Consider the following 25943-nt stretch of genomic DNA (forward strand, 5'->3'; position numbering starts at 1 on the left):
GTGGCCCTTTATTCCATCCCCCTGACATTTATCGGAGAACGCATTGAGACGTGCCAAAATCGTGGCCACACTCGGCCCCGCAACCTCGACGTATGAAACGGTGCGGGCCCTCATCGATGCGGGCGTCGACGTCGCCCGACTGAACCTCAGCCACGGGGACTACTCCGTGCACGAGAACAACTACGCCAACGTCCGTCGCGCCGCGGAGGACTCCGGTCGCGCGGTCGCCGTCCTCGTCGACCTGCAGGGGCCGAAGATCCGCCTCGGCAAGTTCGAGGCCGGCCCCTACGAGCTCGCCGTGGGCGACATCTTCAAGATCACGACCGACGACATCCTCGGCAACAAGGAGATCTGCGGGACGACCTTCAAGGGCCTCCCGCAGGACGTCAAGCCCGGCGACTTCCTGCTCATCGACGACGGCAAGGTCCGCGTCGAGGTCGTGGAGACCGACGGCACCGTCGTCACCACCCGCGTGATCGTGGCCGGTGCGGTGTCGAACAACAAGGGCATCAACCTGCCCGGCGTCGCCGTCAGCGTCCCCGCGCTGAGCGAGAAGGACGAGGACGACCTGCGCTGGGGTCTGCGCATCGGCGCCGACCTCATCGCGCTGTCGTTCGTCCGCGATGCCTCCGACGTCACCCGCGTGCACGAGATCATGGCGGAGGAGGGCGTTCGCGTCCCGGTCATCGCGAAGATCGAGAAGCCGCAGGCCGTCGACAACCTCGAGAGCATCGTCGACGCGTTCGACGGCATCATGGTCGCCCGCGGCGACCTCGGTGTGGAGCTGCCCCTCGAGGCCGTCCCGATCGTGCAGAAGCAGGCCGTCGAGCTCGCGCGCCGCATGGCGAAGCCGGTCATCGTCGCGACGCAGATGCTCGAGTCGATGATCTCCAGCCCGGTTCCGACGCGCGCCGAGACGTCCGACGTCGCCAACGCCGTCCTCGACGGCGCCGACGCGGTGATGCTCTCCGGCGAGACCAGCGTGGGGGAGTACCCCGTCATCGTCGTGGAGACCATGGCGCGGATCATCGAGTCCACCGAGGACCACGGTCTGGAGCGCATCCACCCGCTGACCACGAAGCCGCGCACCCAGGGCGGAGCCATCACGCTCGCCGCCCTGGAGGTCGCCGAGTTCGTCGAGGCCAAGTTCCTCTGCGTGTTCACGCAGTCGGGCGATTCGGCGCGACGCCTCTCGCGGCTGCGTTCGCGCATCCCGATGCTCGCGTACACGCCCGACCCCGGTATCCGCCGTCGTCTGGCCGTCACCTGGGGCGTCCGCACGAGCCTGGTGAACTTCGTGCCGCACACCGACATGATGTTCCACCAGGTCGACGAGCACCTGCTCGGATCGGGCCTGGCGGAGGTGGGCGACAAGGTCGTGGTCATCTCCGGGTCTCCTCCCGGAATCATCGGCTCCACGAACGACCTGCGCATCCACCGGGTCGGCGACACCGTTCAGGGTGCCGCTCCGGCCTATCAGGTCAAGTAGGACGCGCGAGGGCCGGTTCCCACGGGGACCGGCCCTCGTCGTATCCCCGGGTGCGCTACAGTCGATCCGGGCCGGCGTGGCGGAATGGCAGACGCGGAGCACTCAAAATGCTTTGTCCGAAAGGACGTGTGGGTTCGAGTCCCACCGCCGGCACCAGGAGCATTGTGGAACGGCCGCCAGGCCGTTCCACAACGCTCTTCTGGTTCGGTGTGGGGCACCTCGAGCCCTAGGGCCCCGCCGGCCAGAGGCTCCGTGCGTCGCGCATGCGACGTGCGGAGAAGGCCCGGTGGGACTCGAGTCCCACCGCCGGCACCCGTGGTTCACAAGATCCGAATCTCCTGTCCAGTAGGATGGATCCGTGACTGAAGAGCAGCAGCCTGAGCAGCCCGCCTCGTCCGCTCCGCGACGCGTCGTCGTCGCCGAGGACGAGTCGCTGATCCGCCTCGACATCGTCGAGATCCTCCGCGACAACGGTTTCGACGTGGTCGGCGAGGCCGGAGACGGGGAGACCGCGGTACAGCTGGCGACCGAGCTTCGTCCCGACCTCGTCATCATGGACGTGAAGATGCCGCAGCTGGATGGCATCAGCGCTGCCGAGAAGCTGCACAAGGGCAACATCGCCCCTGTCGTGCTGCTCACCGCCTTCAGCCAGAAGGAGCTCGTCGAGCGTGCGAGCGAGGCCGGCGCGCTGGCCTACGTCGTCAAGCCGTTCACCCCGAACGACCTCCTGCCGGCGATCGAGATCGCGCTCGCGCGTCACGAGCAGATCATCACGCTCGAGGCCGAGGTCGCCGACATGGTCGAGCGCTTCGAGACCCGCAAGCTCGTCGACCGTGCCAAGGGACTGCTGAACGAGAAGATGGGCCTCTCCGAGCCCGAGGCGTTCCGCTGGATCCAGAAGGCGTCGATGGACCGCCGCCTCACGATGCAGGACGTGGCGAAGGCGATCATCGAGCAGCTGGCTCCGAAGAAATAGCGGCATGGATCTCGGCGACGGGATCCTGCTCCGCCCGCTCCTGGCCGGCGACGGCGAGGAGCTCGCAGCGGCGTACAGCCGCAACCGCGCGCACCTCGAGCCGTGGGAGCCCCTGCGCTCCGAGGAGTTCTTCACCGGGCCACGTCAGCGTCAGCTGATCGCGGAGTCACTGCGGGCCGTCGCCGACGGCCGCAGCGCCGCCTACGTGCTCGAAGACGGCGAGCACCGCATCGTCGGGCGTGCGAACCTCAGCGACATCGTCCGCGGCGCGTTCTGGAGCGCGCACCTCGGCTATTGGATCGACGGGCGATTGGCGGGTCGGGGCCTCATGCGGCGCGCTGTCGACCTGGTCTGCACGCTCGCGCGCGACGACCTCGGGCTTCATCGTGTACAGGCGGCGACGCTCGTGCACAACGAAGCCTCGCAGCGCGTGCTGCGAGCGACCGGCTTCACCGAGATCGGCCCGGCCCCGCGCTACCTGCGCATCGCAGGGGAGTGGCAGGACCACCTGCTGTTCCAGCGGATCCTGGATGACTCTCCTGAGGGCGCCGGCTGACGGATCAGGCTCCCGGGAGATCCTTGATCATGTTCGTGATGCGGATCGTCGAGCAGCGTCGGCCCTGATCGTCGCTGACGGCGATCTCGTGGACGGTGACGCTGCGGCCGAGGTGGATCGGCGTGCACACGCCGGTGACGACGCCGCTCGTCGCCGAGCGGGTGTGGGTGGCGTTGATGTCGACGCCCACCGCGAGCCGTCCTGGCCCCGCGTGCAGATTCGCCGCCATCGAACCGAGCGACTCGCCGAGCACCACGTAGGCGCCGCCGTGCATGAGTCCGACCGGCTGCGTGTTGCCCTCGACGGGCATCGTGGCGACGCAGCGGTCCACCGAGAATTCGACCCAGCTCAGGCCCATCTTCTCGGCCAGAGCACCCATGCCGCGCTCGGTCGCCCACTCCAGTCCGGGGCTCGTCCGCGCGGTACTCGCGTCGACCTGGTCGCTCACGCGGGGTCCTCCTCGATTCGATGTCCGCCGGGGTCGTTAGGCTGGAAGTCGTGACGGACTCCGCAAAGCCTACCCTCATGGTCGTCGACGGCCATTCGCTCGCATACAGGGCCTTCTTCGCCCTCCCGGTGGAGAACTTCACCACGAAGGACAACCAGCACACGAACGCCATCTACGGGTTCCTGTCGATGCTGGTGAACCTCATCAAGGCGGAGCAGCCGACCCATCTGGCGATCGCCTTCGACACCTCGCGGCACTCGTTCCGCACCGACGAGTACCCGGAGTACAAGGCCACGCGCTCGGAGACGCCGTCGGAGTTCCGCGGGCAGATCCCGCTGCTGCAGGACTGCCTCGCTGCGATGTCGATCCCGGTGCTCACGAAGGAGGGCATCGAAGCCGATGACATCCTCGCGACGCTCGCCGCTCAGGGATCGGCGCAGGGCTTCGACGTCCTCGTCGTCTCCGGCGACCGCGACACGATCCAGCTCGTGAACGACCAGGTCACGCTGCTCTACCCGAACGTGCAGGGGGTGTCGCAGCTCAAGCGGTACGACCCGGTCGCCGTGCAGGAGCGGTACGGCGTGCGCCCGGAGCAGTATCCCGACATCGCCGCGCTCGTGGGCGAGACGAGCGACAACCTGCCCGGCGTGCCGAAGGTGGGGGAGAAGACCGCCGTGAAGTGGCTCACCCAGTTCGGGACGCTCGACGAGCTGCTCGAGCGCTCGGGCGAGATCAAGGGTGTCGTCGGCGGAAACCTGCGCGACCACATCGAGGACGTGCGCCGCAACCGCAAGCTGAACCGCCTCCTGCAGGACGTGGAGCTCCCGGTCGGTCCCGCCGACCTCGAGACGCGCCCGATCGACGCGCAGGCCGTGCGCGACATCTTCGCGCGGCTGGAGTTCCGCACGCTGCTGCCGCGCGTCTTCGAAGCCGTCGGCGAAGACGCTCCCGAAGAGGAGCAGGCCGCCACGGTCGCCCTCCCCCCGGTAGCCGAACTCGCCGCGGAGGGCCTCGCGACCTGGCTGAAGGCCGCCACCGGGGATGTCGCGGTCGAGGTGACCACTGCCGGCGGTCTGCCGCAGCGCGTGGGACTCGCGCACGGCGACGACCTCGTCGAGCTCTCCTGGTCCCCGCAGGTGCAGGCGGCCCTCGCGGACTGGCTCGCGTCGGAAGCGCCGAAGATCTTCCACGACGCCAAGTCGCAGGTGAAGGCGCTGCACACCGCGGGCGTGCGCGTCGGCGGTCTGGCCTACGACACCAACCTCGCCGGCTGGCTGCTCCGTCCGAGCTACCCGGACAAGACTCTCGCGGATCTCGTGGATCGCTATCTGGGCGAGAAGCTCCCGGAGGCGGATCCCACCCAGCTCGTGCCGGAGACCGAGGGCGCCTCGCCCGCGCAGCTCGCCTGGTTCACGGCGCGGGTCGCCACCTCCCTCCGCACGGATGTGCCGGAGAGCGTCGACAGGGTGCTCCGCGAGATCGAGCTGCCCACCCTCATCACACTGGCAGACATGGAGCTCGCGGGCGTCGCCGTCTCGCACGAGATCCTCTCCGGCTTCTCGCAGGAGCTGGGAGAGCGCGCGGGCCGTATCGCCGAGGAGTCCTTCGCGATCATCGAGCGCGAGGTGAACCTCGGCTCGCCCAAGCAGCTGCAGGAGGTGCTGTTCGAGCAGCTCGAGCTGCCGAAGACCCGCAAGACCAAGACCGGATACTCGACCGACGCCGCCGTGCTGGCCGACCTGCAGGAGAGCAACCCGCACCCGTTCCTCGATCTGCTGCTGCAGCACCGCGAGGCCACCAAGCTCCGGCAGATCATCGAGTCGCTCGACACCGCGATCCGACCCGATCACCGCATCCACACGACCTACGTGCAGACGGGCAGCCAGACCGGCCGGCTGAGCAGCACCGACCCGAACCTGCAGAACATCCCGGTGCGCACCGAGGAGTCGCGGCGGATCCGCAGCGCCTTCCAGGTCGGCGAGGGCTACGAGACGCTCCTCACTGCGGACTACTCGCAGATCGAGATGCGCATCATGGCGCACCTGTCCGGCGACGAAGGACTCATCGAGGCCTTCAACTCGGGGGAGGACCTGCACCGCTTCGTCGGCGCCCGCGTCTTCGGCGTCGAGCCGGAGGAGGTCAGCTCCGCGATGCGCACCAAGGTCAAGGCGATGTCCTACGGCCTGGTCTACGGGCTCAGCGCCTTCGGCCTGTCCAAGCAGCTGCGCATCGAGCAGTCCGAGGCCAAGCAGCTGATGATGGAGTACTTCGCCCGATTCGGGGCTGTGCGGGATTACCTGCGCGCCTCCGTGCTCGCGGCGAAGGAGGTCGGCTACACCGAGACGATCTTCGGGCGCCGTCGTCCGTTCCCCGATCTCGTCAGCCCGAACCGCGTGCTCCGCGAGAACGCCGAGCGCGCGGCTCTCAACGCCCCCATCCAGGGCAGCGCCGCCGACATCATGAAGATCGCGCTCTTCCGGATCCACTCGGATCTCCTCGACGAGGGACTCGCATCACGGGTGCTGCTGCAGATCCACGACGAACTCGTCGTCGAGGTCGCGCCAGGGGAGTGGGACGCCACGGAGCGCATCGTGCGCGAGCGCATGGGCGGCGCAGCCGAGCTGTCGGTTCCGCTCGACGTGCAGGTCGGCCGCGGCGGCGACTGGAACGAAGCCGCGCACTGACCCGACGCGCCGTCACGGGCCCCGCTCCATGACCCGCCCTCCGGGACGCGTCGTTCCATGGAGCGGGGCCCGTTCCATGGATAGGCTCGGGGGATGACCGCAGAGCAGCCCACGACGCGCACGCCGTCCACCATCGATCAGATCGCGGAGGGCTGGGTCGACACCCTCGCCGAGCTCTCGCCGATCCTCGGCACCTACATCGGTCGTAACGAGGTCAACGGCCGTCTCGACGACTTCAGCCCCGCCGGCCACGAGCACGCGATCGCGGAGACCCGCCGCGTTCTCGCCGAGCTCGACGCTCAGGAGCCCGTCGACGAGATCGACCGCGTCACCAAGACGGATCTCTCCGCCGAGCTCCGTCTCTCGATCGAGCAGCACGACGCCCAGTGGCACCTGCGCGACCTCAACGTCATCGCCTCCGCCGCACAGGATGTGCGCCAGGCCTTCGACCTCATGCCGACGGCGACGGCCGACGACTGGAGCGTCATCGCCGAGCGCCTCGGCGCGATCCCCGCCGCCCTGGACGGGTACGTCGAGACGCTGCGCGAGGGCATCGCGAAGGGCGTCGTGCCGGCCCGACGTCAGGTCGTCGAGGTCGCCACGCAGATCGCCCGCTACACCGCGGACGACGGGTTCTTCGCCGCGTTCGTCGCCGATGCTGCGACAGACGAGGGGCAGCTGCCCGCGAGCCTCGCCCGCGACCTCGCCGACCGCTCTGCGGCCGCCCGCGTCGCGTACGACGGTCTGCGCTCGTTCCTCAGCGCGGAGCTCGCACCGGTCGCCGGAGACCAGGACGCCGTGGGGCGCGAACTGTACGCCCTGGCTTCGCGCCGGTTCCTCGGTGCGACGATCGACATCGACGAGACGTACGAGTGGGGCCGCGAAGAGCTCGCCAGGATGGTGGCGGAGCAGACGGCCATCGCGAACGAGATCCTCCCCGGATCCACGGTCGAGGAGGCCGTCGCCCACCTGGAGGCCGACCCCGCGCGCAAGCTCGTCGGGACGGACGCTCTGCAGCGCTGGATGCAGGAGACCAGCGACCGGGCCATCGCCGAACTCGGCGCCTCCCACTTCGACATCCCGGAGCAGATCCGCGAGCTCGAGTGCATGATCGCGCCGACTCAGGAAGGCGGGATCTACTACACCGGCCCGACCGACGACTTCTCCCGCCCCGGCCGCATGTGGTGGTCCGTGCCGGAGGGTGTGACGGAGTTCGACACCTGGCGCGAGCTGACGACCGTGTACCACGAGGGTGTTCCCGGCCATCACCTCCAGATCGCGCAGGCCACGTACAACCGTGCGGAGCTGAACACGTGGCGGCGCGTGCTCGCCGGCACGTCGGGCCACGCCGAGGGCTGGGCCCTCTACGCGGAGCGCCTGATGGAGCAGCTCGGCTACCTCGACGACCCCGCCGACCGCCTCGGCATGCTGGACGGGCAGCGCATGCGCGCTCTGCGCGTGGTGCTCGACATCGGCGTGCACCTCGGCAAGCCGCGCCTGGACGGCGACGGCGTGTGGGACCACGATTACGCGCTCGACATGATGCGCCGCAACGTGAACATGTCCGATGAGTTCCGGCAGTTCGAGGTCAACCGCTACCTCGGCTGGCCGGGGCAGGCGCCGTCGTACAAGGTCGGCCAGCGCATCTGGGAGCAGGTCCGCGACGCCGTCAAGGAGCGCGAGGGCGACGCCTTCGACATCAAGGCGTTCCACAAGCGCGCGCTCGACATGGGCGGCGTCGGGCTCGACACGCTGCGGTCGGTCTTCCAGGTCGGCTGAGATCCGCATCCCATCACGGGAATGCGCCCTGCCCCTTGAGGGTTCATTCATCTGAATACGAAAGGGGCAGGGATGGATCTGCAGTTCGGATTGGGCACATTCGGCGATGTGAGCCGCGGAGCCGACGGGGAGATGCTGAGCGGCGCGCAGTCGATCCGCAACATCGTCGCGCAGGCCGTGCGCGCCGAGGAGGTCGGCGTGGGCTACTTCGGCGTGGGGGAGCACCACCGGCGCGAGTTCGCCGTGTCGAGTCCCGAGATGGTGCTCGCAGCCATCGCGTCCCGCACGGAGCGGATCCACCTCGGCACCGCGGTGACGGTGCTGTCGTCCGACGACCCGGTGCGCGTGTACGAGCGCTTCGCGACCCTGGACGCGCTCTCGAACGGCCGCGCCGAGGTCGTTCTCGGACGGGGATCCTTCACGGAGTCGTTCCCGCTGTTCGGCTACGACCTCCGCGACTACGACCGCTTGTTCGAGGAGAAGCTCGAACTGTTCGTCGAGCTCCTCAAGGAGGAGCCGGTCACGTGGCAGGGGACCGTTCGGGCGCCGCTCGAGAATGCGGACGTCTTCCCGAAGACCGAGAACGGCCTGCGCACCTGGGTCGGCGTCGGCGGGTCGCCGGAGTCCGTCGTCCGCGTCGCACGCTACGGGCTCGGGCTCACGCTCGCGATCATCGGCGGCGCAGCGGCACGCTTCAAGCCGTTCGTTGATCTGTACCACCGCTCCACCGCGGCCTTCGGCACGACGGTGCACCCCATCTCGGTGCACTCGCCAGGGCACATCGCCGACACCGATGCCGAGGCCTGGGACGCGGCCTATGAGGGCATGGAGGCGATGAACAACACCATCGGCCGGGAGCGCGGGTGGCCCGCCTACAGCCGCGCCCGGTTCCAGAACGACGTGGGCCCCGAGGGGGCGATGTACAGCGGCTCCCCGGATCGCGTCGCGCGGAAGATCGTCGACACGGTGCGCGCCCTCGGCATCGGCCGGTTCGAGCTCAAGTACGCCTCCGGACCGCTTCCGCACGAGGCGATGATGCGCAGCATCGAGCTGTACGGCACCGAGGTGATCCCGCGGGTGCGGGCGATGCTCGCCGACGACTGACCCGCGCTCACGACGGCGCCGCGCGGACGATCATCCGCCCGGCGCCGTCGTCGTAGGCTGAGGGGATGAGCACTGTCCGTTTCGTCGCCATCGGAGACTCGTTCAGCGAGGGCGTGGGTGACGAACTCCCCGACGGCACTGTCCGCGGGTGGGCGGACCTCGCCGCGATGGGGTGGGCCGACGCGATCGGCCAGACGATCGAGTACGCGAACCTCGCGATCCGCGGCCGGCTCGCCTGGCCGGTGGTCGAGGAGCAGCTCGAGCCCGCCCTCGCGTTGAAGCCGACGCACCTGTCCTTCAACGCGGGCGGCAATGACATGCTGCGCCCGAAGGCCGACATCGAGCACATCGCCGATGCGTTCACGCGCGTGCTGCGACGGTGCGATGAGGCCGGCACCACGCTCATCGTGCTCTCCGGGGCGAACCCATCGGCGCAGCTGCCGCTGACCTCGCTCATCCAGCGTCGCGGTGACGAGCTGTCCGCGGCCGTGCTCCGCAGGATCCAGGATCGGGCCGATGTGCTGCAGGCGCTGAACTGGCCCGATCGTGAGCTCAGCCGGCCCGAGTACTGGGCGGAGGACCGCCTGCACATGAACGCGAACGGCCACCACCGCGTCGCCGCGCGCGTGCTCGACGCCGTCGGCGCCGGAGCTCCCGAGGAATGGTGGCATGCTCACGACGTGCCAGAGGAGGAGCCGCTCAGCACGGCCGCGTACTACCGGCGGCACGTCGGCCCGTGGATCAAGCGCCGTGTCACGCGGCGCTCGTCCGGCGACGGCCGCCGCCCGAAGTTCGCCGAGTGGACCGAGATCCGCCCGTCGTCCGCAGGCTGAGCAGGCGCTGCCGCGAACCGCTCAGCCAGCGACAGTCTTCAGTGCGGCACGCGGGCGAGGAACTCCGCTGTCGCGGGATGCTGCGGCGCATCGAAGATCTGCTCGGGCGGCCCCTGCTCGATGAGCACGCCGTCCTTGAGGAAGACGACCCGGTCGGCGACCTCGCGGGCGAAGGACATCTCGTGCGTGGCCATGAGGATCGTCGTGCCGCGTCCCTTGAGCTCGCGGACCAGATCGAGGACCTCGCCGACGAGCTGCGGGTCGAGCGCGCTCGTGATCTCATCCAGGAGCAGCAGCTCCGGATCCGTGAGGATCGCGCGCACGATCGCGACGCGCTGCTGCTGCCCGCCCGAGAGGCGGTCGGGGTAGGCCTCGGCCTTGTCCCCGAGGCCGAGCGTCGTCAGCAGCTCGAGGCCGCGTCGAGCGGCTTCCGCCTTCGGCAGCCGGTGCACACGGCGCGCAGCCAGCGTGACGTTGTCGAGCACGGTGAGGTGCGGGAACAGATTGAAGTGCTGGAAGACGACCCCGATCCGCGCGCGGATCGCATCCGCGTCGATCCGGGGATCCGTGATGTCCGTCCCGGAGAGCAGGATCTGTCCGTCGTCGACCCGCTCGATGAGGTTCATCGTGCGGAGCAGCGTGGATTTGCCGGAGCCGGACGCGCCGATCAGCACGACGACCTCATGCGCGTCGACCGCGAGGTCGATGCCGCGCAGCACATCGTGGTCGCCGAAGCGCTTGCGGACACCGAGCGCCTCGATCACGGCGGTCATACGATCCCTCCGGCCTGCTCGCGCTTGTTGAGACGCGCCGTGACGACGTCGGTGAGCCGGATCATCGGCCAGCTCAGGATCACGAAGAAGAGCCCGGCGACGACGTACGGCGTGAAGTTGAACGTCTCGGCGACCTGGAGCTGCGCCGCGCGGACCGCGTCGATCGCGCCGAGGACCGAGATGAGCCCGACATCCTTCTGCATCGAGACGAAGTCGTTCATGAGCGCGGGGACCACTTTGCGCACGCCCTGGGGGATGACCACGATCCGCAGGGTCTGCCCGTGCGTGAGTCCGAGCGAGCGCGCCGCGACCCGCTGCGAGGGGTGCACGGCCTCCATCCCGGCGCGGAGCACCTCCGCGACGTACGCCGAGTAGCTGATGACGAGCGCGATCGTGCCCCAGAACATCGCGGGCATGCGAGGGAAGATCATGAGCGCCGGGATCCCGAAGCCGACCAGGTACAGCACGATCAGCAGCGGCACGCCGCGGAAGAAGTCGGTGTACGCCGCGGCGAGCAACCGCAGCGGGAAGAACACGGGGCCGCGCAGCGAGCGCATGACGGCGAGCAGGGTGCCGAGCAGCGCCACGCAGACGGCGGAGATGACGAGCACCACGATGTTGAGGAGCAGACCCTGGAAGATCGGGCCCACGCTCGCGAGCGCGGCCTTGGGGTCGAAGAACGTCTCGCGGACGACCTTCCAGCCAGGGGTGTTCGCGATCACGATGACGAGCACCCCGGCGACAACCAGACTGCTCAGCAGCGCGAGCAGAACGGACCACACCGTCGCGCGGCGTCGAAGCGCGCGGCGGGACAGCTCGAGTGCGCTCGGCTGCCACGCCGCTTCGGTCAGGGGAGCGGTCACTTCAGGACGGGGACGTTCACGGCCTCGCTCAGCCACTTCTTCTGCAGCTCGGCGATGGTGCCGTTCTTCTGCAGCGCGTCGACGGCCTTCGTGACGGCCGGCGTGAGCGAGGAGTTCTTCGGGAGCACGAAGGCGAACTGGTCGCCGCCCTTGTCGTCGGCGAACTGCCCGACCACCGCCGCGTTCTCGAGCTGGGCCGCGGTCACGTAGAACGCGCCGGGCAGGTCCGTGATCATCGCATCGATCTGGCCGCCCTTGAGCGCCTGGACCACATCGTCGACCGAGTTGAAGACGCTGAGGTCGCCGGTGCCGAGCTGTGCCTTCGCGACGGTGTAGCTCGTCGTGCCGGTTGCGACGCCGACCTTGGCCTTCTTGAGATCTGCGATGCTCGTGGCCGAGGCGGCGGGCGTGCCCTTCGCCGCGACGACCGCCTGCGTGGTCGTGTAGTACGACGACGAGAAGTCGACGGCCTTCTTGCGGTCCTCGGAGATCGAGAACTGCTGGATGTTGAGGTCCCAGTCCTTGGGGCCAGGGGCGATGGCGGCGTCGAAGCCGGTGCGCGTCCACACGATCTGCTTGTCCGAGAAGCCCAGCTCGGCGGCGACCGCGTGGGCGACGGCGCCTTCGAAGCCCTTGCCGTTCGACGGCTCGTTGTCCACGAACCACGGCTCGTAGTCGGGGTCGCCGGTCGCGATCGTCAGCTTGCCCGCGGTGACGGTCTGCAGGGCCGCGCCGGTGGCGTCGGCACCGGCGGACGGGGCGGACGCGGCGGAGCCGCTGCACGCGGCGAGGGAGAGAGCGGCGGCGGCGGCGATCGTCGAGACGAGCGCGACACGGCGCAGAGCGGGTGCGAGGGACACGGAGACTCCTGAGATGCGGGTGCGGGGGCGGACGGGTGTGACTGCAGGCGCAGGTGCCCCGTTCATACCGTAGAGGAATCGGCGAGTCGCCAGTCGGCGAAGTCGAAACCCGGCGAAACGAAACAGGAGACCAGCACCTCGCGGTCATCCAGCGGACGAGCGGCCTGCCACACCCCGGCGGGGACGAGCGCCTGCGCAGCGTCGTCGGGGCCGAGCACGATCGTCTCGGCGTCTCCCGGCGCGGCCTCGGATCCGCCGAGACTGAGCTCGAGACGGCCGGGGCCGTGCCAGAGCCAGAGCTCGTCGCTGGACACGACGTGCCAGGCGCTGGATTCCTCCGGAGTGAGGAGATAGTGGATGCAGGTGGCCGCGGGGCGCGTGCCGCCGGCGGTCTCGATCGGATTCGGGCTCGTCCAGGTGCGACGGAACCAGCCGCCCTCGGGGTGGGGCTCGAGACCGAGGCGGATCGCGGTCGAGGGGACGGGTGCCGTCATGGGGTGCCTCCGTTGCAGGCGGTCAGGGGGTCTCGAAGGCCATGGTGGAGTGACGGACCTCGCCGGCGATCACGGTCGCGACGGATCGTCCCGCCCCGGCCTCGACGAGCTCCACCACTGCATCGGCACCCGGCGGGACGTCGAAGAACGCGAGATCCGCAAGGGCTCCGACCGCGAGGTAGCCGGTGCGGTCAGGACCGACGTCGATCCCCATGGCGTGCGCACCGCCGAGGGTCGCGGCGTTCAGGAGCCGTGCGTGCAGCTCGCGATCGGTGTACCCCTGGGACCGGGCGATGCGGGCCAGCTCGGCGACGTCGGCGAGCAGATCGAGCGAAGGGCTCGACGAGAGCGAGTCGGTGCCCACGGCGATCGGGTTGCCCTCGCGCAGGTACGCCGCGATGGGCGGTTCCTCCAGCCCGATCACCGCGTTCGAGCGGGGGCACAACGCGACGCTCGTGTGTCGCTCACGCAGGATCGCACGGTCGCGGGCGCTCATGTAGACGCCGTGCGCGATGTGGCAGTCGGGGCCGAGCACGCCGAGCTGGTCCACGAACTCGGTCGCGCTGGTTCCGAAGCCGGCGTCGCGCAGCTCCTGGAAGCTCGCGAGGCCGGCCGTGTGCCAGGCATGGGCCTGGTCGTGCGCGAACTCGCTCTCGAACGCCGCCTCACCGAGGTGGATGTGGATCCGGCTGCCGCGTTCGCGGACGATGTCGGGGATCTCCAGCAGGGGTTCGATGTCGAGCGAGTACGGAGCGTGCGGCGACAGCCCGGTTCCCGGCGGCGTGGGCAGTGCATCCAAGGAGTCCTCGACCTGGCGACGCCCGGTGCGCGCCCAGTCCGCATTGGTCCAGCTCATCACCTCCCAGTAGGTGATGCCGTGCAGACGGGCGTCGTGCAGGGCCGACGCGGCAGCCCTGTCGGTCACGACATCGGCGGCGGCGGTCGTGCCGGTGCGGATCAGTTCCGCAGCGCCGTCCGCCGCCTCCGCGGCCCAGTTCCGCCCGGCCTCGTACACGGGGTCGAACGCCGTCACCCAGTCCTCGAAGCCCTGATAGCGGCCTCGTCCGACCTCGGCCATGCCGGTGTACTGCAGATGGGTGTGCGCGTTGACGAGCCCGGGGATCAGCACGCCGGGCCAATGCACCTCGGTGGGCGTGGCGCCGCGGTCGGCGAGGGATCGCTGCACCCAGGCGCGCTCGCCCACGTGCAGGATCCTGCCGTTCTGCACGGCGACGGCACCATCGGTGATCGGCGGGGCGGTGATGGGGAAGACCTGCCCCGCGGAGTACAGGGTCACGCCGTTCATGCCGTCGCCTCCCGGTACCGGGGCGAGCGCCAGTCGTCCTGCGCGCGGACCTGCGCGTCGCTGCGGACGTCGAGCGACTCGCCGCGCACAGCCAGCGCGGCGCGCGCGACCAGTTCGTCGGCGTCGGCGGGGAAGGGGTGCACGCCCGCCGGCAGGGACGTGCCGAGAAGCTGTGCCACAGCGGACAGCTGCACCGCGAAGGAGAGATCCATGATCTCGATCGGATTGCCCTCTGCGGCCGCGAGATTGACGCACCCGCCCCGTGCCAGGAGGAGCGCACCATCGCCCGCGCGTTCGAGATGGCGGAGCGTGGCGCCGTCGCGCTCGAACGGGAGCAGCCCCGCGACGTCGACATCGACCTCTCCTGGCACGCCTCCGGCGACCGCCACGATCCGCGCCGCGTGCAGGGTCTCGGCATGGATGGTGTGCGGGGCGCCCGTGGCGGAGACGACCAGAGCGCCGGGCGCCACGGCTTGCAGGCGTCCGGTCCGGTATCCGTCGTGCGCCGCCCGGAGCGCCCGCACCGGATCGGTCTCCGTGACACTGACCTGCGCGCCGAGGGCGCGCAGGTGCGCCGCGACGCCTTCGCCGACGGGGCCGTATCCCACGACGACCGCCGGCTGGTCGCGCATGCAGATGCCCGCCGCGTCGAGCACATCCGCGATCGCGAACACGCAGGACTGCCCAGTGCCGTAGCGGTTGTCGAACGCGGTCTTCATCGGCGCATCGTTCACGGCGACCACCGGGATCCGCAGCACGCCCTCCGCCGCCATCCGGCGGAGGGGAGTGAGGCCGCTCGTCGTCTCCTCTGCGGCGCCTCTGATACCGGCGAGGAGCTCCTCCTCATGGGCGAGCCGGATCAGGTGCGAACCGTCGTCCAGCAGCAGGTCGTGACCACGACGAAGGAAGGCGATCGCGGCCTCGCGCTCGGCCGCTCCTGACAGCGACGGGTCCCCGTCGACCGGGATCCCTCGTGCACGCAACGCGGCGGCGACCTCGGGGTCGATCTCGTCGGGATGCGCGTACACCGCGACATCTCCGCCCGCGTCGCGCAGCTGCAACGCGAGCTGCGCGGTCTTCGGCTCGAGCACCATCGCGATGCCGATCCGGATCCCGTGGACTGTTTCCGCGGCGTGCAGGGCCTCGGCGAGCCCGCGGGAGACGGGCATATGCGATCCCGCGAAGTCGATGCGTTCGTCGGCGGTCTCGCGCCGGGGCAGCGGAGCGCCGCCGAGCAGGATCTCCGTCGCGGTCCCCGGTGCGAACACGACCGCGCCGTCGCCGATCCGGGCGCCCAATCGCGAGAGCAGCGCGCGCAGCTCGTCGGCCACGTCGTCTTCCCCGACGACGCCGATGGTGCGGCCGGCCACCAGCAGATTAGTGTCACGGGCGAACCGGCGCACGAGTCGTTCGGCGATCAGGAGGGCGTCGGGCACCTGTTCAGCGTAGAGGTTCCGCCGGCCCGCTCGCCGCCGCGCGACATCGCTCCGTCACTCACCGCCGGCAGGGGGCGACAGGCGATAGGTGAGCTCGGCGAAGGGCCCTGCCTGGCGCGCTCCGGTGAGCTCGAGGCGGGAATGGTCGAGGTCGCGAGGCAGCAGCGGCCTGCCCGAGCGGAGCGTCGCAGGAGCGAACGTGACCACGATCTCGTCGAGCAGACCTTCGTCGGCGAACTGTCCGGCGAGATCGCCACCCCCGACGATCCACACATCGCGGGCTCCGGCGGCTGCGACGATCTCGTCCCAGTGCTCGCGGACCGGTCCCCGAACGAACCGGATGTCCGCGCCCGGAACCCGGGGGAGCTCGCGCGACGTGAAGACGAATGTGGGGCGGTCGCCGTAGAACTGCTGCCAGCGCTCCGGGTGGTCGAGCAGGCCTTCCTCCCGCAGAAGCCACTCATAGGTCGAGGAGCCCTCGACGAGAACGCCGACCTTCTCGGTGAACGCGGCGATGTCTGCGGTCGCCGCATCCTGGGGGATCGAGAGTAACCAGGACAGCGAGTCGGCGTCGTCGGCGAGGAAGCCGTTGAGGGTCGAGGCGGTGTAGAAGATCGCGCGCGTCATGCGGGCGACGCTATCCGAGGCCTCCGACATCGGCGGCGGCCTCGCGGCGCCGCAGGTGCAACTGCCACTCGCGTGCAGTGACGACCACGATGAACACGTCGAAGAGCGTGAGCGCGAGCATCCACCAGCTGAAATGGACGATCAGTTCGTAGCACTGCAGGACGATGAAGACCCCGAGCGCGGCGAGCATCCACGGATACGCCCAGAGCTGCTGTCTCAGCAGCGCCCAGACCAGCACCACCTTGATGATGCCGTGCAGGAGCAGATACGCGGCCGCGAAGAGCGTCGTCCTCGTGCCCCAGGAATCGCCGAGGTGGATCGCCCAGTGGAATACGGGAGAGCGTTCGTGGCCCACGAGCACGAAGGAGACGACATCTCCGAGGGCTTCGCGCAGCGCCGCCGGGGAGATGAACAGCAGCGCGAGCCCGCCGATCAGCTCGGCCACGCCGTCCAGCCCCTTGAGCACGATGCTCACGGCGAACACCCGGTCCAGGGTGCGGTGGGAGGCGGTGGCCGTCATAGACCCGATGGTAGGTCTGGCGGCTTTTAGACTTCCCTGAGATGAGTGACATCGAGATGCGCGCCCTGCCGGCTGGTTCCGTCGCCCTGCACGATGCGCGGAGCAAGCGCCGCTGGCAGGTGGACCTGGAGCCGTTCGAGATCGGCGTGTTCGCCGTGACCGAGGAGCAGGTGTCCGAGCTGCTCGGGATCGCGGCGGAGCATCCGGACCGCCCTGCCGTCGAGGTCTCCTGGCAACGGGCGATCCGCTTCTGCAACGCGGCCTCGGAATGGGAGGGACTGGATCCGGTATATCGGTTCGATGGCGCGGAGGTGCGCTGGGACGTCGATGCGGACGGCTACCGGCTTCCGACCGAGGCGGAGTGGGAGTACGCGTGCCGCGCCGGGTCGACCGCGCCGCACTACGGCCCACTTCAGGATGTCGCGTGGACGGCGGCCGACGGCCTGCGTCACCCCCAGCGCGTGGGGGAGAGGATGCCCAACCTGAATGGGCTCTTCGACACCCTCGGCAACGTCTGGGAGTGGTGCTGGGATCTACTGGATCCGGCGCGCTACGGGGAGTATCGCGTGTTCCGCGGAGGCGGGTTCGCGGACGATGCGTGGAGCGTCCGTGCCTCGGTACGGCGCGGGGGAGACCCGCGCACCGCTCAGGACGATCTCGGGTTCCGGGTCGCACGCGGCGGTTTCGACCGCGTGGACGCCGCTCAGGGCTGGTCTCTCGCCGCCGATGAGGAGCGGGCGCTGCTCGCCGGGCCGCTGCCGTCGGGCTGGACGCCCCGACGCTGAGCGTGATCTCCCGCGACGAAGCTCAGCCGCCGGGACACTCGCAGGGCTCACCGCTCGAGCACTGGCAAGGGGCCGCGGGGTAGTCGGTCGTGTCGACATGGCGCCGCACCGTCAGATCGTCGAGCGCGACGGTCGTCGCCTCGGCCATGGATTCGGGCAGTCGGCTCGCGACAGGGCTCCTGGCGCAGTCCGCGGAGGTGGTATCAATTCCGGAGCCGTCCCGGGCGACCACGAGCGTCCAGCACGTGCGCAGGGAGACCTGTGCGTAGAACAGCCCGCCACCGGTCTCTCCGCTCGCTGAGGTCATCAGCGTCAGTGCGGTGCCGGAAGCATCCTGGCGGAGGTCCGTCAGCAGCCAGGATCCCTCAGCGCTCGTCCGGCGGACATCCGCCAGACCGGAGATGTTCGCCAAAGCCGCTTCCGGATCGTGAGACAACGCCGCCCGGAACGGCCAGATCTGGTCCTGCGATTCCTCGACCATGTGCACGAGTCCTTGGCGGGCGCTGTGCTCGGCACTCGATTGCGGTGACCATGAGCCGCATGCCGACACGAGCATGATGCACGCGCTGACCAGCAGCACTCCGATGATCCGCGTCGTCTTCGACCTGCGCATCTCGTCATCGTGTCACGAAGCCCATGCCATCGGCGGTATGAGCCCGGCGATGAGCGCGGTCCCGGCTCTGCTCCGCATCGCGTGCCTCACGGGCGTGGATGATCCTGGCGGCAGGCCAGTCCCTCGTCCGACGGTGGGGAAGTCAGGGCATCGAGCGCACCAGGACGAGCGAGCCCTCGAACGCGGCCTGACGGCGGAGCGCACCGTATCGGCGGTCCCACTCGCCGGAGTCGAGCGCGTTCCGCAGTCGATCGGCGTAGTCCCTGGCGCGCACAGGATCCACGAAGCTCCATGCCGAGCAGGCCGCCCGCGCTCCCGCATCGAGCAGCGCCTCCGGCCTGCCGTAATAGGCCTCGTTGAAGCCGTCGGTGCAATCGAGGGGGATCGGCACCGGGTCGACGGTGACCGTTCCGCCAAGGGCGGAGGCGAGCCGGGCGACAGCCGGGTAGCGCCGCCGCTCGGTCTCGATCACGTCCGGGGCGTACTCGGCGAGCCAGAAGCGATCCAGCAGATCCGGATCGCACGTCAGGATCGCTACGGGCCCGCGTGTGACACGGCGGACCTCCGCGAGTCCGGCGGTGAGGTCGCTCCACTGGTGCACGGAGAAAGTCGTCATCGCGGCGTCGAATGTCGCGTCGGCGAACGGCAGCGATTCCGCCACGGCGTCGATCGCGGAGACGAGGTGCGGCGGTCGCTGCGCGCGCATGCTCGCGGACGGCTCGACGGCCGTCACCTCCAGATCGACCGGCTCGTAGCTCCCAGCGCCCGCGCCGATGTTGAGCACTGTGCGGGCATCGCCGAGCGCATCGCGCACGATCCTCGCGATCCTCGGATCCGGCCGGCGGAAGTCGCTGTAGGTCGCGCCGATGACCCCGTAGTCGGCGTCACCGGCGCTGCCGTCCTGAGTCCGCGACAGATCCGTCATGCCTTCGATCCTGACACGGACGCGCGCGTCGACGCCGCACGCGCCGCGATGGGATGATGAGGCCATGCCCGAGGAATCGCGCGCGGCGACGCTCACGACCGAGCGCTTGTATCTGAGGCCTCAACAGGTGCAGGACGCAGATGTCTTCCGGCGGCTGTGGACCGAACGCGACGAGCGGGTTCCTACACACCGTCGGCTCGATGCGGAGGGACATCCGACGGTGGCGGAGATCGCCGACGACATCCGCCAGAAGAGCGTTCGTGGACGGCCTCGGCTGCTCACGGTCGTGCTCCGCGAAAGCGATGCGGTGATCGGCTACTGCGGGTTGGCGTTCGACGACGACGGCGAACGGCCCGAGTTGGCCTTCGAACTGCTGAGTGCCGTGCACAATCGCGGATACGCCACCGAGGCCGGCGGCGCCGTCATCGAGTGGGCCGGAGAGGCGGGCTTTCCGCGCCTGTGGGCGAGCGTGTGGGACTGGAACCGGGCTTCGCGGCGCGCGCTGGAGAAGCTCGGCTTCGTGGACACCGGGACGATCGTCAAGGAGAGCGTCTACGGTCGCTCTCTGCTCACCGTGCGAGAACCGACAGGTTGAGCATGGCGACGATCGACGACGTGAGGGCTCTCGGGTCGACGCTCGAGCGCTCCTACGAGGTCTACGTCCGAGGCCGTCTGAAGTTCCGCGTGGGACAGATCGTGTATGTGGCGTTCTCGTCGGACGAGCGCATCATGGAGTTCGGGTTCCCCAAAGAGTTGCGCGAAGGACTCGTCGGTGGCCAGCCCGACAAGTTCCAGCTGCCGTCGCCGTCCGACATGCGCTTCCACTGGGTGCGCTCCGATCTCGCGGCCCTGGATCCGGGGGAGGCACGGGAGTTCGTCGTGGATGCGTGGCGCATGGTCGTCCCGCAGAAGCTGTCCCGCGCCTACGATCTGGCCCACCCGTACGGACCGGCGTGATCCGGGCCTCTGGGCCTTCACTCAGGTGACAAGGGGATATGCTCGACCTCAGGTTGTTGAAGTTGTGGTTTCTGCCGGAGTCCTGCTCCGGACCAGCTTCTGGGCTCGGTCATCGGCCGAGCGGGTATTCAGTTCAGTGACTCTGGTTGCGTCAGCCATTGTGATGCACTCCTCACCGGTTGGTTTTCTGATCTCTCCTGCTGTTCCCGTATCCCTCCCGCTGCCCGTGTCGGCCTCGGTGATCATGTGGACCCTTCCCCGCATGTCGGATCGACGACCAGACCGAGCGCCTGCCGGCGCGACCCCCTACTTCCCGACGGCATCGTCGCGGATTCGCGGACCGTTCAACGGGTCCCAGACAAGAAGGAATGACGACATGGCCACTGGCATCGTCAAATGGTTCAACACCGAAAAGGGCTTCGGATTCATCGCGCCCGACGACGGCTCCGCCGACGTCTTCGCGCACTTCAGCGCGATCACGGGTGACGGCTACCGCAACCTCGAGGAGAACCAGAAGGTCTCGTTCGACTCCGAGCGTGGCCCCAAGGGCATGCAGGCTGCGAACATCCAGGTCATCTGAGTTCTCACGAAAAGCGGGCGTCCCGGCATGCACATACCGGGACGCCCGCTTTTCGTTGCGCGGAGCGTCGTCCTCTGCGGGAGCCCCAGGCTGCGGGCGAACTGTCGGCCCGACCTATCATGGGGACGGTGACTCAGGAATCCGCGGCCGCACAGCAGGACCTCCCGGACTCCGCGCTGGTCGCCCGTCTTCTCCAGGAACAGGCTCCGCATCTCACCGGACAGGCGCTCCGCCCCAGCACGGCGTCGGGGAGCAGCAACTGGGTGTTCCGCCTAGGCAACGAGCAGGCTGTTCGTCTGCCCCGGTCCGAGGGTTACGCCGACGACCTGCTCAAGGAGGTGCGTTGGCTCCCGAGATTCGGGCCTGCCCTTCCCGTACCGGTTCCTCGCGTCGAGTTCGTCGGTGACGCGTCAGAAGCGTTCCCGAGACCGTGGACCGTCGTCTCCTGGTTGCCAGGGGATCCGCCTGCCGACCTCGACAGCACGCGGCAGGCCGAACTGGCGACGACACTCGGTCACTTCCTGCAGAGCCTTCATGACGTGGACGCCTCAGGAGTTCCGGAAGGCGCCGAGCACTGGGGGTATCGCGCGGGCGAACCCGTCACGGACACGATCGACGAGTGGGCCGACTACGCGGCGACGCGACTCTCCGACGTGTTCGATCCGGAAGCGGTCCGTCGGGCTTGGCGACTTCTGCGCGATGTCCCACCCGCGACAACGCCTCCCTGCTGGATCCACACCGACCTGTCGGCGGAGAACATACTCGTGCGGTCGGATGGAACACTGGCCGGAGTGATCGACTGGGGCGGCCTGGGAGTGGGCGATCGTGCCGTCGACCTGCTCTACGCGTGGAGCATGTTCGACGCCCCCGCGCGCGACGTGCTTCGCGCTGCTGCCGCAGCTGACGATGCCACGTGGGCCAGAGCTCGTGCCTGGGCGTTCGTCGGTCCAGGACTGCTCACGATCGAGAACTACCGCCAGACGATGCCGGGACGAACAGCCAAGCTCATCGCGATGGTCACGACAATCGCAGCGGAGGTCGGCATCCGGCTTCGTTGAACGAACGGATCACGCGCGGCCTCGCGATCACAGGAACCACGCCACCCGGAGCCGGGCACGACTCCGGCCGGTGATGCTCCGGCGCCCGTGGCGCTTCCGATGCCGGGTCCGTATCCTTCAGGCATGAGCGAGCCCTCGATTCCCCGCCCCGCCCTGGGCTATGTCGCGTCGTGATCACACGGGCTCCGAGCGTGCTAGGTTGAGCCGCGATCGCAAACGGCTGTGGAACCACAACCTCCACTTTCACCGCCTCGTCACGGACGCGATTCCCGCAGGCGCAACGTCGGCGCTCGACGTCGGCACCGGTGATGGCGCGCTGGCGGGGGAGTTGCGGGCGGTGATGTCGGACGTCACCGGCATCGACCTCGACCAGGGCGTGCTCACACGCGCGCAAGCCGAGCACCCCGGCGTCGCCTGGGTTCACGGCGACGTGATGGTCCATGACTTCGGTCGGACCTTCGATGTGGTGGCTTCGATCGCAACTCTCCATCACTTCGATGACACGCGTGCGGCACTGCGAAGGCTTGGCGCCCTCACCTCGCCGGGCGGAGTTCTCGTCGTCGTGGGACTCGCGCGATCCACGACCTGGGGAGACCATGCGCACGATGCGCTCGGCATCGTTCAGCACCAGTGGTACTCGCGGACGCGGACGTACTGGGAGCACTCGGCGCCCACGGTATGGCCGCCGCCGCATTCGTATTCGGAGGTTCGCGAGTCCGCAGCCCAGGAGCTGCCCGGGGTCCGGTGGAAGCGCCTCGCCCTGTGGCGATACGCCCTCACCTGGCAGAGGTCGGAGTAGCGCTGTCGCACGGCGAGGGAGGCGATGCGCACGTCAAACGCGCGCCGGCGCCGGATACAGCAGATGCAGCACGCGGTCGCCACGAATGACTTCCACGGGGTCGGCGAGCAGAATCTCATCGCTGACGCTGCCGAAGTAGCGCTTACCCTGACCGAACACCACCGGCACGATATCGATCGCGACGCGGTCGACCAACCCGGCGGCGACCGCCTGTCCAGCCATCTCGCCCGCGCACAGAACCACGTCGCCATCGCCCGCGATGTCTTTGGCCGTGGCGATCGCGCTCTCGATGTCGCCACAGAACGTGAATGGCGCGTCCGGGTGGCGGTCGCGCCACTCGTCGGCCTCGCGATGGGTGACAACGACGACGTGGTCGCCGATCACGGGCACGCCGTTCCATCCATTCGTGAAGTCGAACATGTGGCGCCCCATGATGACGCAGCTGGTCTCATCGATCAGCCGGCCGAGGTAGGCCGCCGAGGAAGCCGAGACGTGCCACTCGTATCCGCTCGAGGGTACGCGTACGGCGACGTCGCCGTTCTCGTACCAGTCGAACAGCGGCCCGACGCTGTCGTCGGGCCGAGCGATGTAACCGTCGATAGAGGCGACGGCGTGGACGGTGACCGTGCTCATGGGATCCTCCTGTCGTTGATCGGCTTCACTCCAGGGAACACCGCCGCGAAGAATTATGCAACCGATTGGTTGGATAATGTGGCACGATCGCACCATGACCGACAACCCCGTGCCCACCGTCCCGCCGAACGCGATGCTGCTGGAGCTCGTGCTCGTCCCTGTCAGCGACATCGACCGCGCGAAGGCGTTCTACGCCGACCAGCTCGGCTTCACCGTCGATGTCGACGTCGAACCGTCCGAAGGGGTCCGCATCGTGCAGCTCACTCCGCCAGGCTCCTATTGCTCGATCACACTCAGTGCCGGCCTGCCCGGGACCCAGATGCCGCCTGGCTCGCTCCGCGGACTGCATCTCGTCGTCTCCGACATCGCTGCTGCGCGCGCGAAGCTGGCCGAACGCGGCGTCGACATCGGGCCGGTGGAGGATGTCGGCGGTGTCTTCTACGCCGGCTTCGCGGATCCTGATGGCAACACCTGGACGTTGCAGCACATGCCCTGGCGACGCTGATCGGGCTTTCTGAGCCGCCGGTTGCGAGAGGGGAGAGCGCCGCACCGAGCCAGGGGAGGGGAGCCCCGGATCTCGTACCCGCATCGCCTCTGATGGAGATACCTCGCCGGGGAGTCTTACCCTGGCGTGGTGGCAGAACGACAGAAGATCCTCGCATCGATAGACACGGACTTTCCGCGGTGGTACCAGGACGTGCTCGAGAAGGCCGAGCTCGCCGACAACGGACCCGTGCGCGGCACGATGGTCATCCGACCGTATGCGTACGCGGTGTGGGAGCGGATGCAGTCCGAGGTCGACGCCCGGATCAAGGCGACCGGTGCCGAGAACGTGTACCTGCCGCTGTTCATCCCGCAGTCGTATCTCGAACGTGAGGCCGAGCACGTCGAGGGTTTCAGCCCTGAGCTCGCCGTGGTCACGCATGCCGGCGGCAAGGAGCTCACCGAGCCCATCGTCGTGCGTCCGACGTCCGAGACGCTTTTCGGGGAGCTGATGGCGAAGTGGATCCAGTCGCACCGCGATCTGCCGATGTTGCTGAACCAATGGGCGAACGTCGTGCGCTGGGAGATGCGTCCGCGATTGTTCCTGCGCACCAGCGAGTTCCTGTGGCAGGAAGGGCACACCGCTCACGCCACGCGTGAGGACGCTGCCGAATACGCCACGCGCATTCACCTCCAGGTCTACAAGGACTTCCTGGAGAACGTGCTCGCGATCCCCGTGCTGCCCGGGTTCAAGACGCCGTCCGAGCGCTTCGCGGGCGCCACCAACACGATGACGTGCGAAGCGATGATGGGCGACGGCAAGGCGCTGCAGATGGCCACGAGCCACGAACTCGGCCAGAACTTCGCCACCGCCTTCGACATCACCTACACCGACGCCCACGGCAAGGTCCAGACCACCTGGACCACCTCCTGGGGCTCCTCGACGCGAATGATGGGTGGCCTGATCATGTCGCACGGTGATGACTCCGGACTGCGCATTCCTCCGCGCATCGCGCCGCATCAGGTGGTCGTCATCGCCGTGAAGGACGACGACCGCACGGTTGAGGCGGCGAAGCAGATCGTCGCGGACCTCGCCGCCGTGGGAGTGCGCACGAAACTGGATGTGCGCGTCACCCCTGGCTTCGGTCGCCGCGCCACCGAATGGGAGCTCAAGGGCGTGCCGGTTCGAATCGAGGTCGGTCCGCGCGATCTGGACGCGGCGCAGGTCACCTATGCGCGCCGCGACACGGACGGCAAGTCGACGCTGCCGCTGGCGGACCTCGTGACCACGATCCCGGTGCTGTTGGACCGGATGCAGGAGGACATGCTCGCGAGCGCCCGCACGCGCCTCGCTGAGCGCACGACGCACGTGTCGACGATCGAGGAAGCGCGCGAAGCCGCTAAGACCGGGTTCGCGGTGATCGACTGGGCCGTGCTCGGCGAGGCCGGCGAGAAGGAGCTCAACAGGGACGCCATCACCGTGCGCTGCCTGCAGACGCGCGACGGGCAGATGCCCGACCCGCTGAATCCCGAGCAGGATCTCGTCGCGATCGTCGGGCGCGCGTACTGACGTCCGCTCCTCAGCGCAGCCGGACGAGACGGTACCGGCCATCCGGCGTGCGACCACCGAAGTGGAACCCCAGGCGTTCCGCCAGGCGCAGAGACGGGTGGTTGTCTTCATGGATCACCGCAGCGATCCAGTTCGCCCCCAGCTCGGCGAAGGCGACGTCGATGAGTGCCGTCGCGGCCTCCGCTGCGTATCCCTGTCCTGTGCAGGACGGGAGCAGCAGCCAGCCGATCTCGGCGCCGAAGGTGAGTGGATCCGTACCGCGCAGATGCAGCGAGACATCGCCGATCACCACCTCGCCCCGTGTGACGGCGAGTGCAAGGAAGTCGCCGTCGTAGCAGAGCCGGGTGTGCCGGGTTCGATGCTGCAGATGCCGCGCCGAGGCACGGCGATTCCGGGCCGGCCACGGCAGGAACTCACGGATCGTGGGCGACGACTGGATCCGAAACCAATCTGCGGTGTCGGCCGTTCTATAGGGGCGCAACAACAGGCGGGGCGTCTCCAGAGTGCGGGCGATGAGAGGGTTGCGCACGCCGGACCCGCGAAGGAAGTCCGGGCGGCGCAGCGGGAGCACGTCTCGCACCGCCCGCATCCAGGACCCTTCGCCGCCCGGATGCTGCAGCGCGCGGCGCTCGTGCGTCGGGTCGCGATGAACGATGCCTGCCATGGCTCCGAACCTAGGCACGCCCGCCATGCGCGACTGAGGCGGTGACTCTGCGCCCTCTGTGAAACACTTCGGTCCGCGATAAACGCACCCCGTGCACTACGCGGTCGGCGCCGAGAAGAGGTCGGGAC

The 25943-nt window shown here is 68.8% G+C and carries 28 protein-coding genes and 1 tRNA gene; 16 read left to right on the forward strand and 13 right to left on the reverse strand.

The features are described from left to right. Nucleotides 1-43: 43 nt before the first annotated feature. From pyk to CQ044_RS06665, 4 genes are all read left to right on the forward strand, one after another. Nucleotides 44-1489, forward strand: a complete 1446-nt coding sequence (gene pyk, locus CQ044_RS06650; protein ID WP_105687741.1) for a pyruvate kinase — start codon at nucleotides 44-46, stop codon at nucleotides 1487-1489. A gap of 70 nt (nucleotides 1490-1559) precedes the next feature. Then, nucleotides 1560-1645, forward strand: a tRNA-Leu gene (locus CQ044_RS06655). 202 nt (nucleotides 1646-1847) lie between these two features. Then, nucleotides 1848-2465: an ANTAR domain-containing response regulator gene (locus CQ044_RS06660; protein ID WP_045252013.1), complete on the forward strand. Its 618-nt coding sequence runs from the start codon at nucleotides 1848-1850 to the stop codon at nucleotides 2463-2465. 4 nt (nucleotides 2466-2469) lie between these two features. Then, on the forward strand, nucleotides 2470-3021 hold the full coding sequence (locus CQ044_RS06665) for a GNAT family N-acetyltransferase (RefSeq protein ID WP_105687742.1): 552 nt from the start codon (nucleotides 2470-2472) through the stop codon (nucleotides 3019-3021). Nucleotides 3022-3025: 4 nt separating this feature from the next. Here CQ044_RS06665 and CQ044_RS06670 read toward each other — a convergent pair whose 3' ends face one another. Further along, the gene (locus tag CQ044_RS06670; RefSeq protein ID WP_105687863.1) at nucleotides 3026-3400 is read right to left on the reverse strand and encodes a hotdog fold thioesterase; all 375 of its coding nucleotides are present in this window, start codon (nucleotides 3398-3400) and stop codon (nucleotides 3026-3028) included. 119 nt (nucleotides 3401-3519) lie between these two features. Between CQ044_RS06670 and polA the strand changes: the two genes are divergently transcribed. The 4 genes from polA to CQ044_RS06690 all read left to right on the forward strand — a co-directional run bounded on the left by polA (nucleotide 3520) and on the right by CQ044_RS06690 (nucleotide 9869). Then, a complete protein-coding gene (gene polA, locus CQ044_RS06675; RefSeq protein WP_181158202.1) occupies nucleotides 3520-6153 on the forward strand; it encodes a DNA polymerase I in 2634 nt (877 codons plus the stop codon). Between the two features lie 93 nt (nucleotides 6154-6246). Then, on the forward strand, nucleotides 6247-7932 hold the full coding sequence (locus tag CQ044_RS06680; protein ID WP_105687744.1) for a DUF885 domain-containing protein: 1686 nt from the start codon (nucleotides 6247-6249) through the stop codon (nucleotides 7930-7932). 72 nt (nucleotides 7933-8004) lie between these two features. Then, nucleotides 8005-9036 carry an LLM class flavin-dependent oxidoreductase gene (locus CQ044_RS06685; protein ID WP_105687745.1) on the forward strand — a complete coding sequence of 344 codons (1032 nt, stop codon included), beginning with the start codon at nucleotides 8005-8007 and terminating at the stop codon, nucleotides 9034-9036. Between the two features lie 65 nt (nucleotides 9037-9101). Further along, a complete protein-coding gene (locus CQ044_RS06690) occupies nucleotides 9102-9869 on the forward strand; it encodes an SGNH/GDSL hydrolase family protein (protein WP_105687746.1) in 768 nt (255 codons plus the stop codon). Nucleotides 9870-9907: 38 nt separating this feature from the next. On the opposite strand, the gene CQ044_RS06695 is transcribed toward CQ044_RS06690, so the two are convergent. The 8 genes from CQ044_RS06695 to CQ044_RS06730 form a co-directional block, all read right to left on the reverse strand. Next, on the reverse strand, nucleotides 9908-10642 hold the full coding sequence (locus tag CQ044_RS06695) for an amino acid ABC transporter ATP-binding protein (protein ID WP_105687747.1): 735 nt from the start codon (nucleotides 10640-10642) through the stop codon (nucleotides 9908-9910). Next, nucleotides 10639-11505: an amino acid ABC transporter permease gene (locus tag CQ044_RS06700; RefSeq protein WP_105687748.1), complete on the reverse strand. Its 867-nt coding sequence runs from the start codon at nucleotides 11503-11505 to the stop codon at nucleotides 10639-10641. The genes CQ044_RS06695 and CQ044_RS06700 overlap by 4 nt, the downstream gene beginning before the upstream one ends. Then, nucleotides 11502-12365: an ABC transporter substrate-binding protein gene (locus CQ044_RS06705; protein ID WP_258133183.1), complete on the reverse strand. Its 864-nt coding sequence runs from the start codon at nucleotides 12363-12365 to the stop codon at nucleotides 11502-11504. The genes CQ044_RS06700 and CQ044_RS06705 overlap by 4 nt, the downstream gene beginning before the upstream one ends. A gap of 62 nt (nucleotides 12366-12427) precedes the next feature. Next, nucleotides 12428-12859 (reverse strand): cupin domain-containing protein, encoded by a 432-nt coding sequence (locus CQ044_RS06710; protein WP_105687750.1) that lies wholly within the window; start codon nucleotides 12857-12859, stop codon nucleotides 12428-12430. A 22-nt stretch (nucleotides 12860-12881) separates the two neighbouring features. After that, nucleotides 12882-14165 (reverse strand): amidohydrolase family protein, encoded by a 1284-nt coding sequence (locus CQ044_RS06715; protein ID WP_105687751.1) that lies wholly within the window; start codon nucleotides 14163-14165, stop codon nucleotides 12882-12884. Next, complete coding sequence (locus CQ044_RS06720; protein ID WP_105687752.1) at nucleotides 14162-15601, reverse strand: adenosylhomocysteinase; 1440 nt, start codon at nucleotides 15599-15601, stop codon at nucleotides 14162-14164. Before CQ044_RS06720 ends, CQ044_RS06715 begins: the two co-directional genes overlap by 4 nt. Before the next feature lie 54 nt (nucleotides 15602-15655). After that, nucleotides 15656-16228 (reverse strand): dihydrofolate reductase family protein, encoded by a 573-nt coding sequence (locus CQ044_RS06725; protein ID WP_105687753.1) that lies wholly within the window; start codon nucleotides 16226-16228, stop codon nucleotides 15656-15658. A gap of 10 nt (nucleotides 16229-16238) precedes the next feature. Next, nucleotides 16239-16748, reverse strand: coding sequence for a DUF2127 domain-containing protein (locus CQ044_RS06730; RefSeq protein ID WP_105687754.1), 510 nt, complete (start codon nucleotides 16746-16748; stop codon nucleotides 16239-16241). Between the two features lie 41 nt (nucleotides 16749-16789). Here CQ044_RS06730 and CQ044_RS06735 point away from each other — a divergent pair, with 41 nt between their 5' ends. Further along, complete coding sequence (locus tag CQ044_RS06735) at nucleotides 16790-17533, forward strand: SUMF1/EgtB/PvdO family nonheme iron enzyme (RefSeq protein WP_105687755.1); 744 nt, start codon at nucleotides 16790-16792, stop codon at nucleotides 17531-17533. 22 nt (nucleotides 17534-17555) lie between these two features. On the opposite strand, the gene CQ044_RS06740 is transcribed toward CQ044_RS06735, so the two are convergent. Then, a complete protein-coding gene (locus CQ044_RS06740; protein ID WP_105687756.1) occupies nucleotides 17556-18146 on the reverse strand; it encodes a hypothetical protein in 591 nt (196 codons plus the stop codon). A 142-nt stretch (nucleotides 18147-18288) separates the two neighbouring features. Next, a complete protein-coding gene (locus CQ044_RS06745; protein WP_105687757.1) occupies nucleotides 18289-19071 on the reverse strand; it encodes a class I SAM-dependent methyltransferase in 783 nt (260 codons plus the stop codon). A gap of 64 nt (nucleotides 19072-19135) precedes the next feature. On the opposite strand from CQ044_RS06745, the gene CQ044_RS06750 reads away from it, so the two are divergent. The 5 genes from CQ044_RS06750 to CQ044_RS06770 all read left to right on the forward strand — a co-directional run bounded on the left by CQ044_RS06750 (nucleotide 19136) and on the right by CQ044_RS06770 (nucleotide 22465). Next, nucleotides 19136-19666, forward strand: coding sequence for a GNAT family N-acetyltransferase (locus tag CQ044_RS06750; RefSeq protein WP_105687758.1), 531 nt, complete (start codon nucleotides 19136-19138; stop codon nucleotides 19664-19666). 2 nt (nucleotides 19667-19668) lie between these two features. Then, a complete protein-coding gene (locus tag CQ044_RS06755; protein ID WP_105687759.1) occupies nucleotides 19669-20028 on the forward strand; it encodes an MmcQ/YjbR family DNA-binding protein in 360 nt (119 codons plus the stop codon). Between the two features lie 376 nt (nucleotides 20029-20404). Continuing rightward, entirely contained in the window at nucleotides 20405-20608 is a 204-nt protein-coding gene (locus CQ044_RS06760; RefSeq protein ID WP_045273112.1) for a cold-shock protein, read from the forward strand. Nucleotides 20609-20736: 128 nt separating this feature from the next. Then, nucleotides 20737-21666, forward strand: a complete 930-nt coding sequence (locus tag CQ044_RS06765) for an aminoglycoside phosphotransferase family protein (RefSeq protein ID WP_258133184.1) — start codon at nucleotides 20737-20739, stop codon at nucleotides 21664-21666. Nucleotides 21667-21865: 199 nt separating this feature from the next. Next, nucleotides 21866-22465: a trans-aconitate 2-methyltransferase gene (locus tag CQ044_RS06770; RefSeq protein WP_219844929.1), complete on the forward strand. Its 600-nt coding sequence runs from the start codon at nucleotides 21866-21868 to the stop codon at nucleotides 22463-22465. 33 nt (nucleotides 22466-22498) lie between these two features. Here CQ044_RS06770 and CQ044_RS06775 read toward each other — a convergent pair whose 3' ends face one another. After that, entirely contained in the window at nucleotides 22499-23098 is a 600-nt protein-coding gene (locus CQ044_RS06775; protein ID WP_105687762.1) for a dihydrofolate reductase family protein, read from the reverse strand. A gap of 94 nt (nucleotides 23099-23192) precedes the next feature. Between CQ044_RS06775 and CQ044_RS06780 the strand changes: the two genes are divergently transcribed. Continuing rightward, a complete protein-coding gene (locus tag CQ044_RS06780) occupies nucleotides 23193-23603 on the forward strand; it encodes a VOC family protein (RefSeq protein ID WP_105687864.1) in 411 nt (136 codons plus the stop codon). A 129-nt stretch (nucleotides 23604-23732) separates the two neighbouring features. Then, complete coding sequence (gene proS, locus CQ044_RS06785; RefSeq protein ID WP_258133185.1) at nucleotides 23733-25151, forward strand: proline--tRNA ligase; 1419 nt, start codon at nucleotides 23733-23735, stop codon at nucleotides 25149-25151. A 10-nt stretch (nucleotides 25152-25161) separates the two neighbouring features. Here proS and CQ044_RS06790 read toward each other — a convergent pair whose 3' ends face one another. Then, the gene (locus CQ044_RS06790) at nucleotides 25162-25815 is read right to left on the reverse strand and encodes a GNAT family N-acetyltransferase (protein WP_181158203.1); all 654 of its coding nucleotides are present in this window, start codon (nucleotides 25813-25815) and stop codon (nucleotides 25162-25164) included. Nucleotides 25816-25943: the final 128 nt, after the last annotated feature.

This window comes from Microbacterium sp. MYb64 (assembly GCF_002979495.1).
Taxonomy (GTDB): domain Bacteria; phylum Actinomycetota; class Actinomycetes; order Actinomycetales; family Microbacteriaceae; genus Microbacterium; species Microbacterium azadirachtae_A.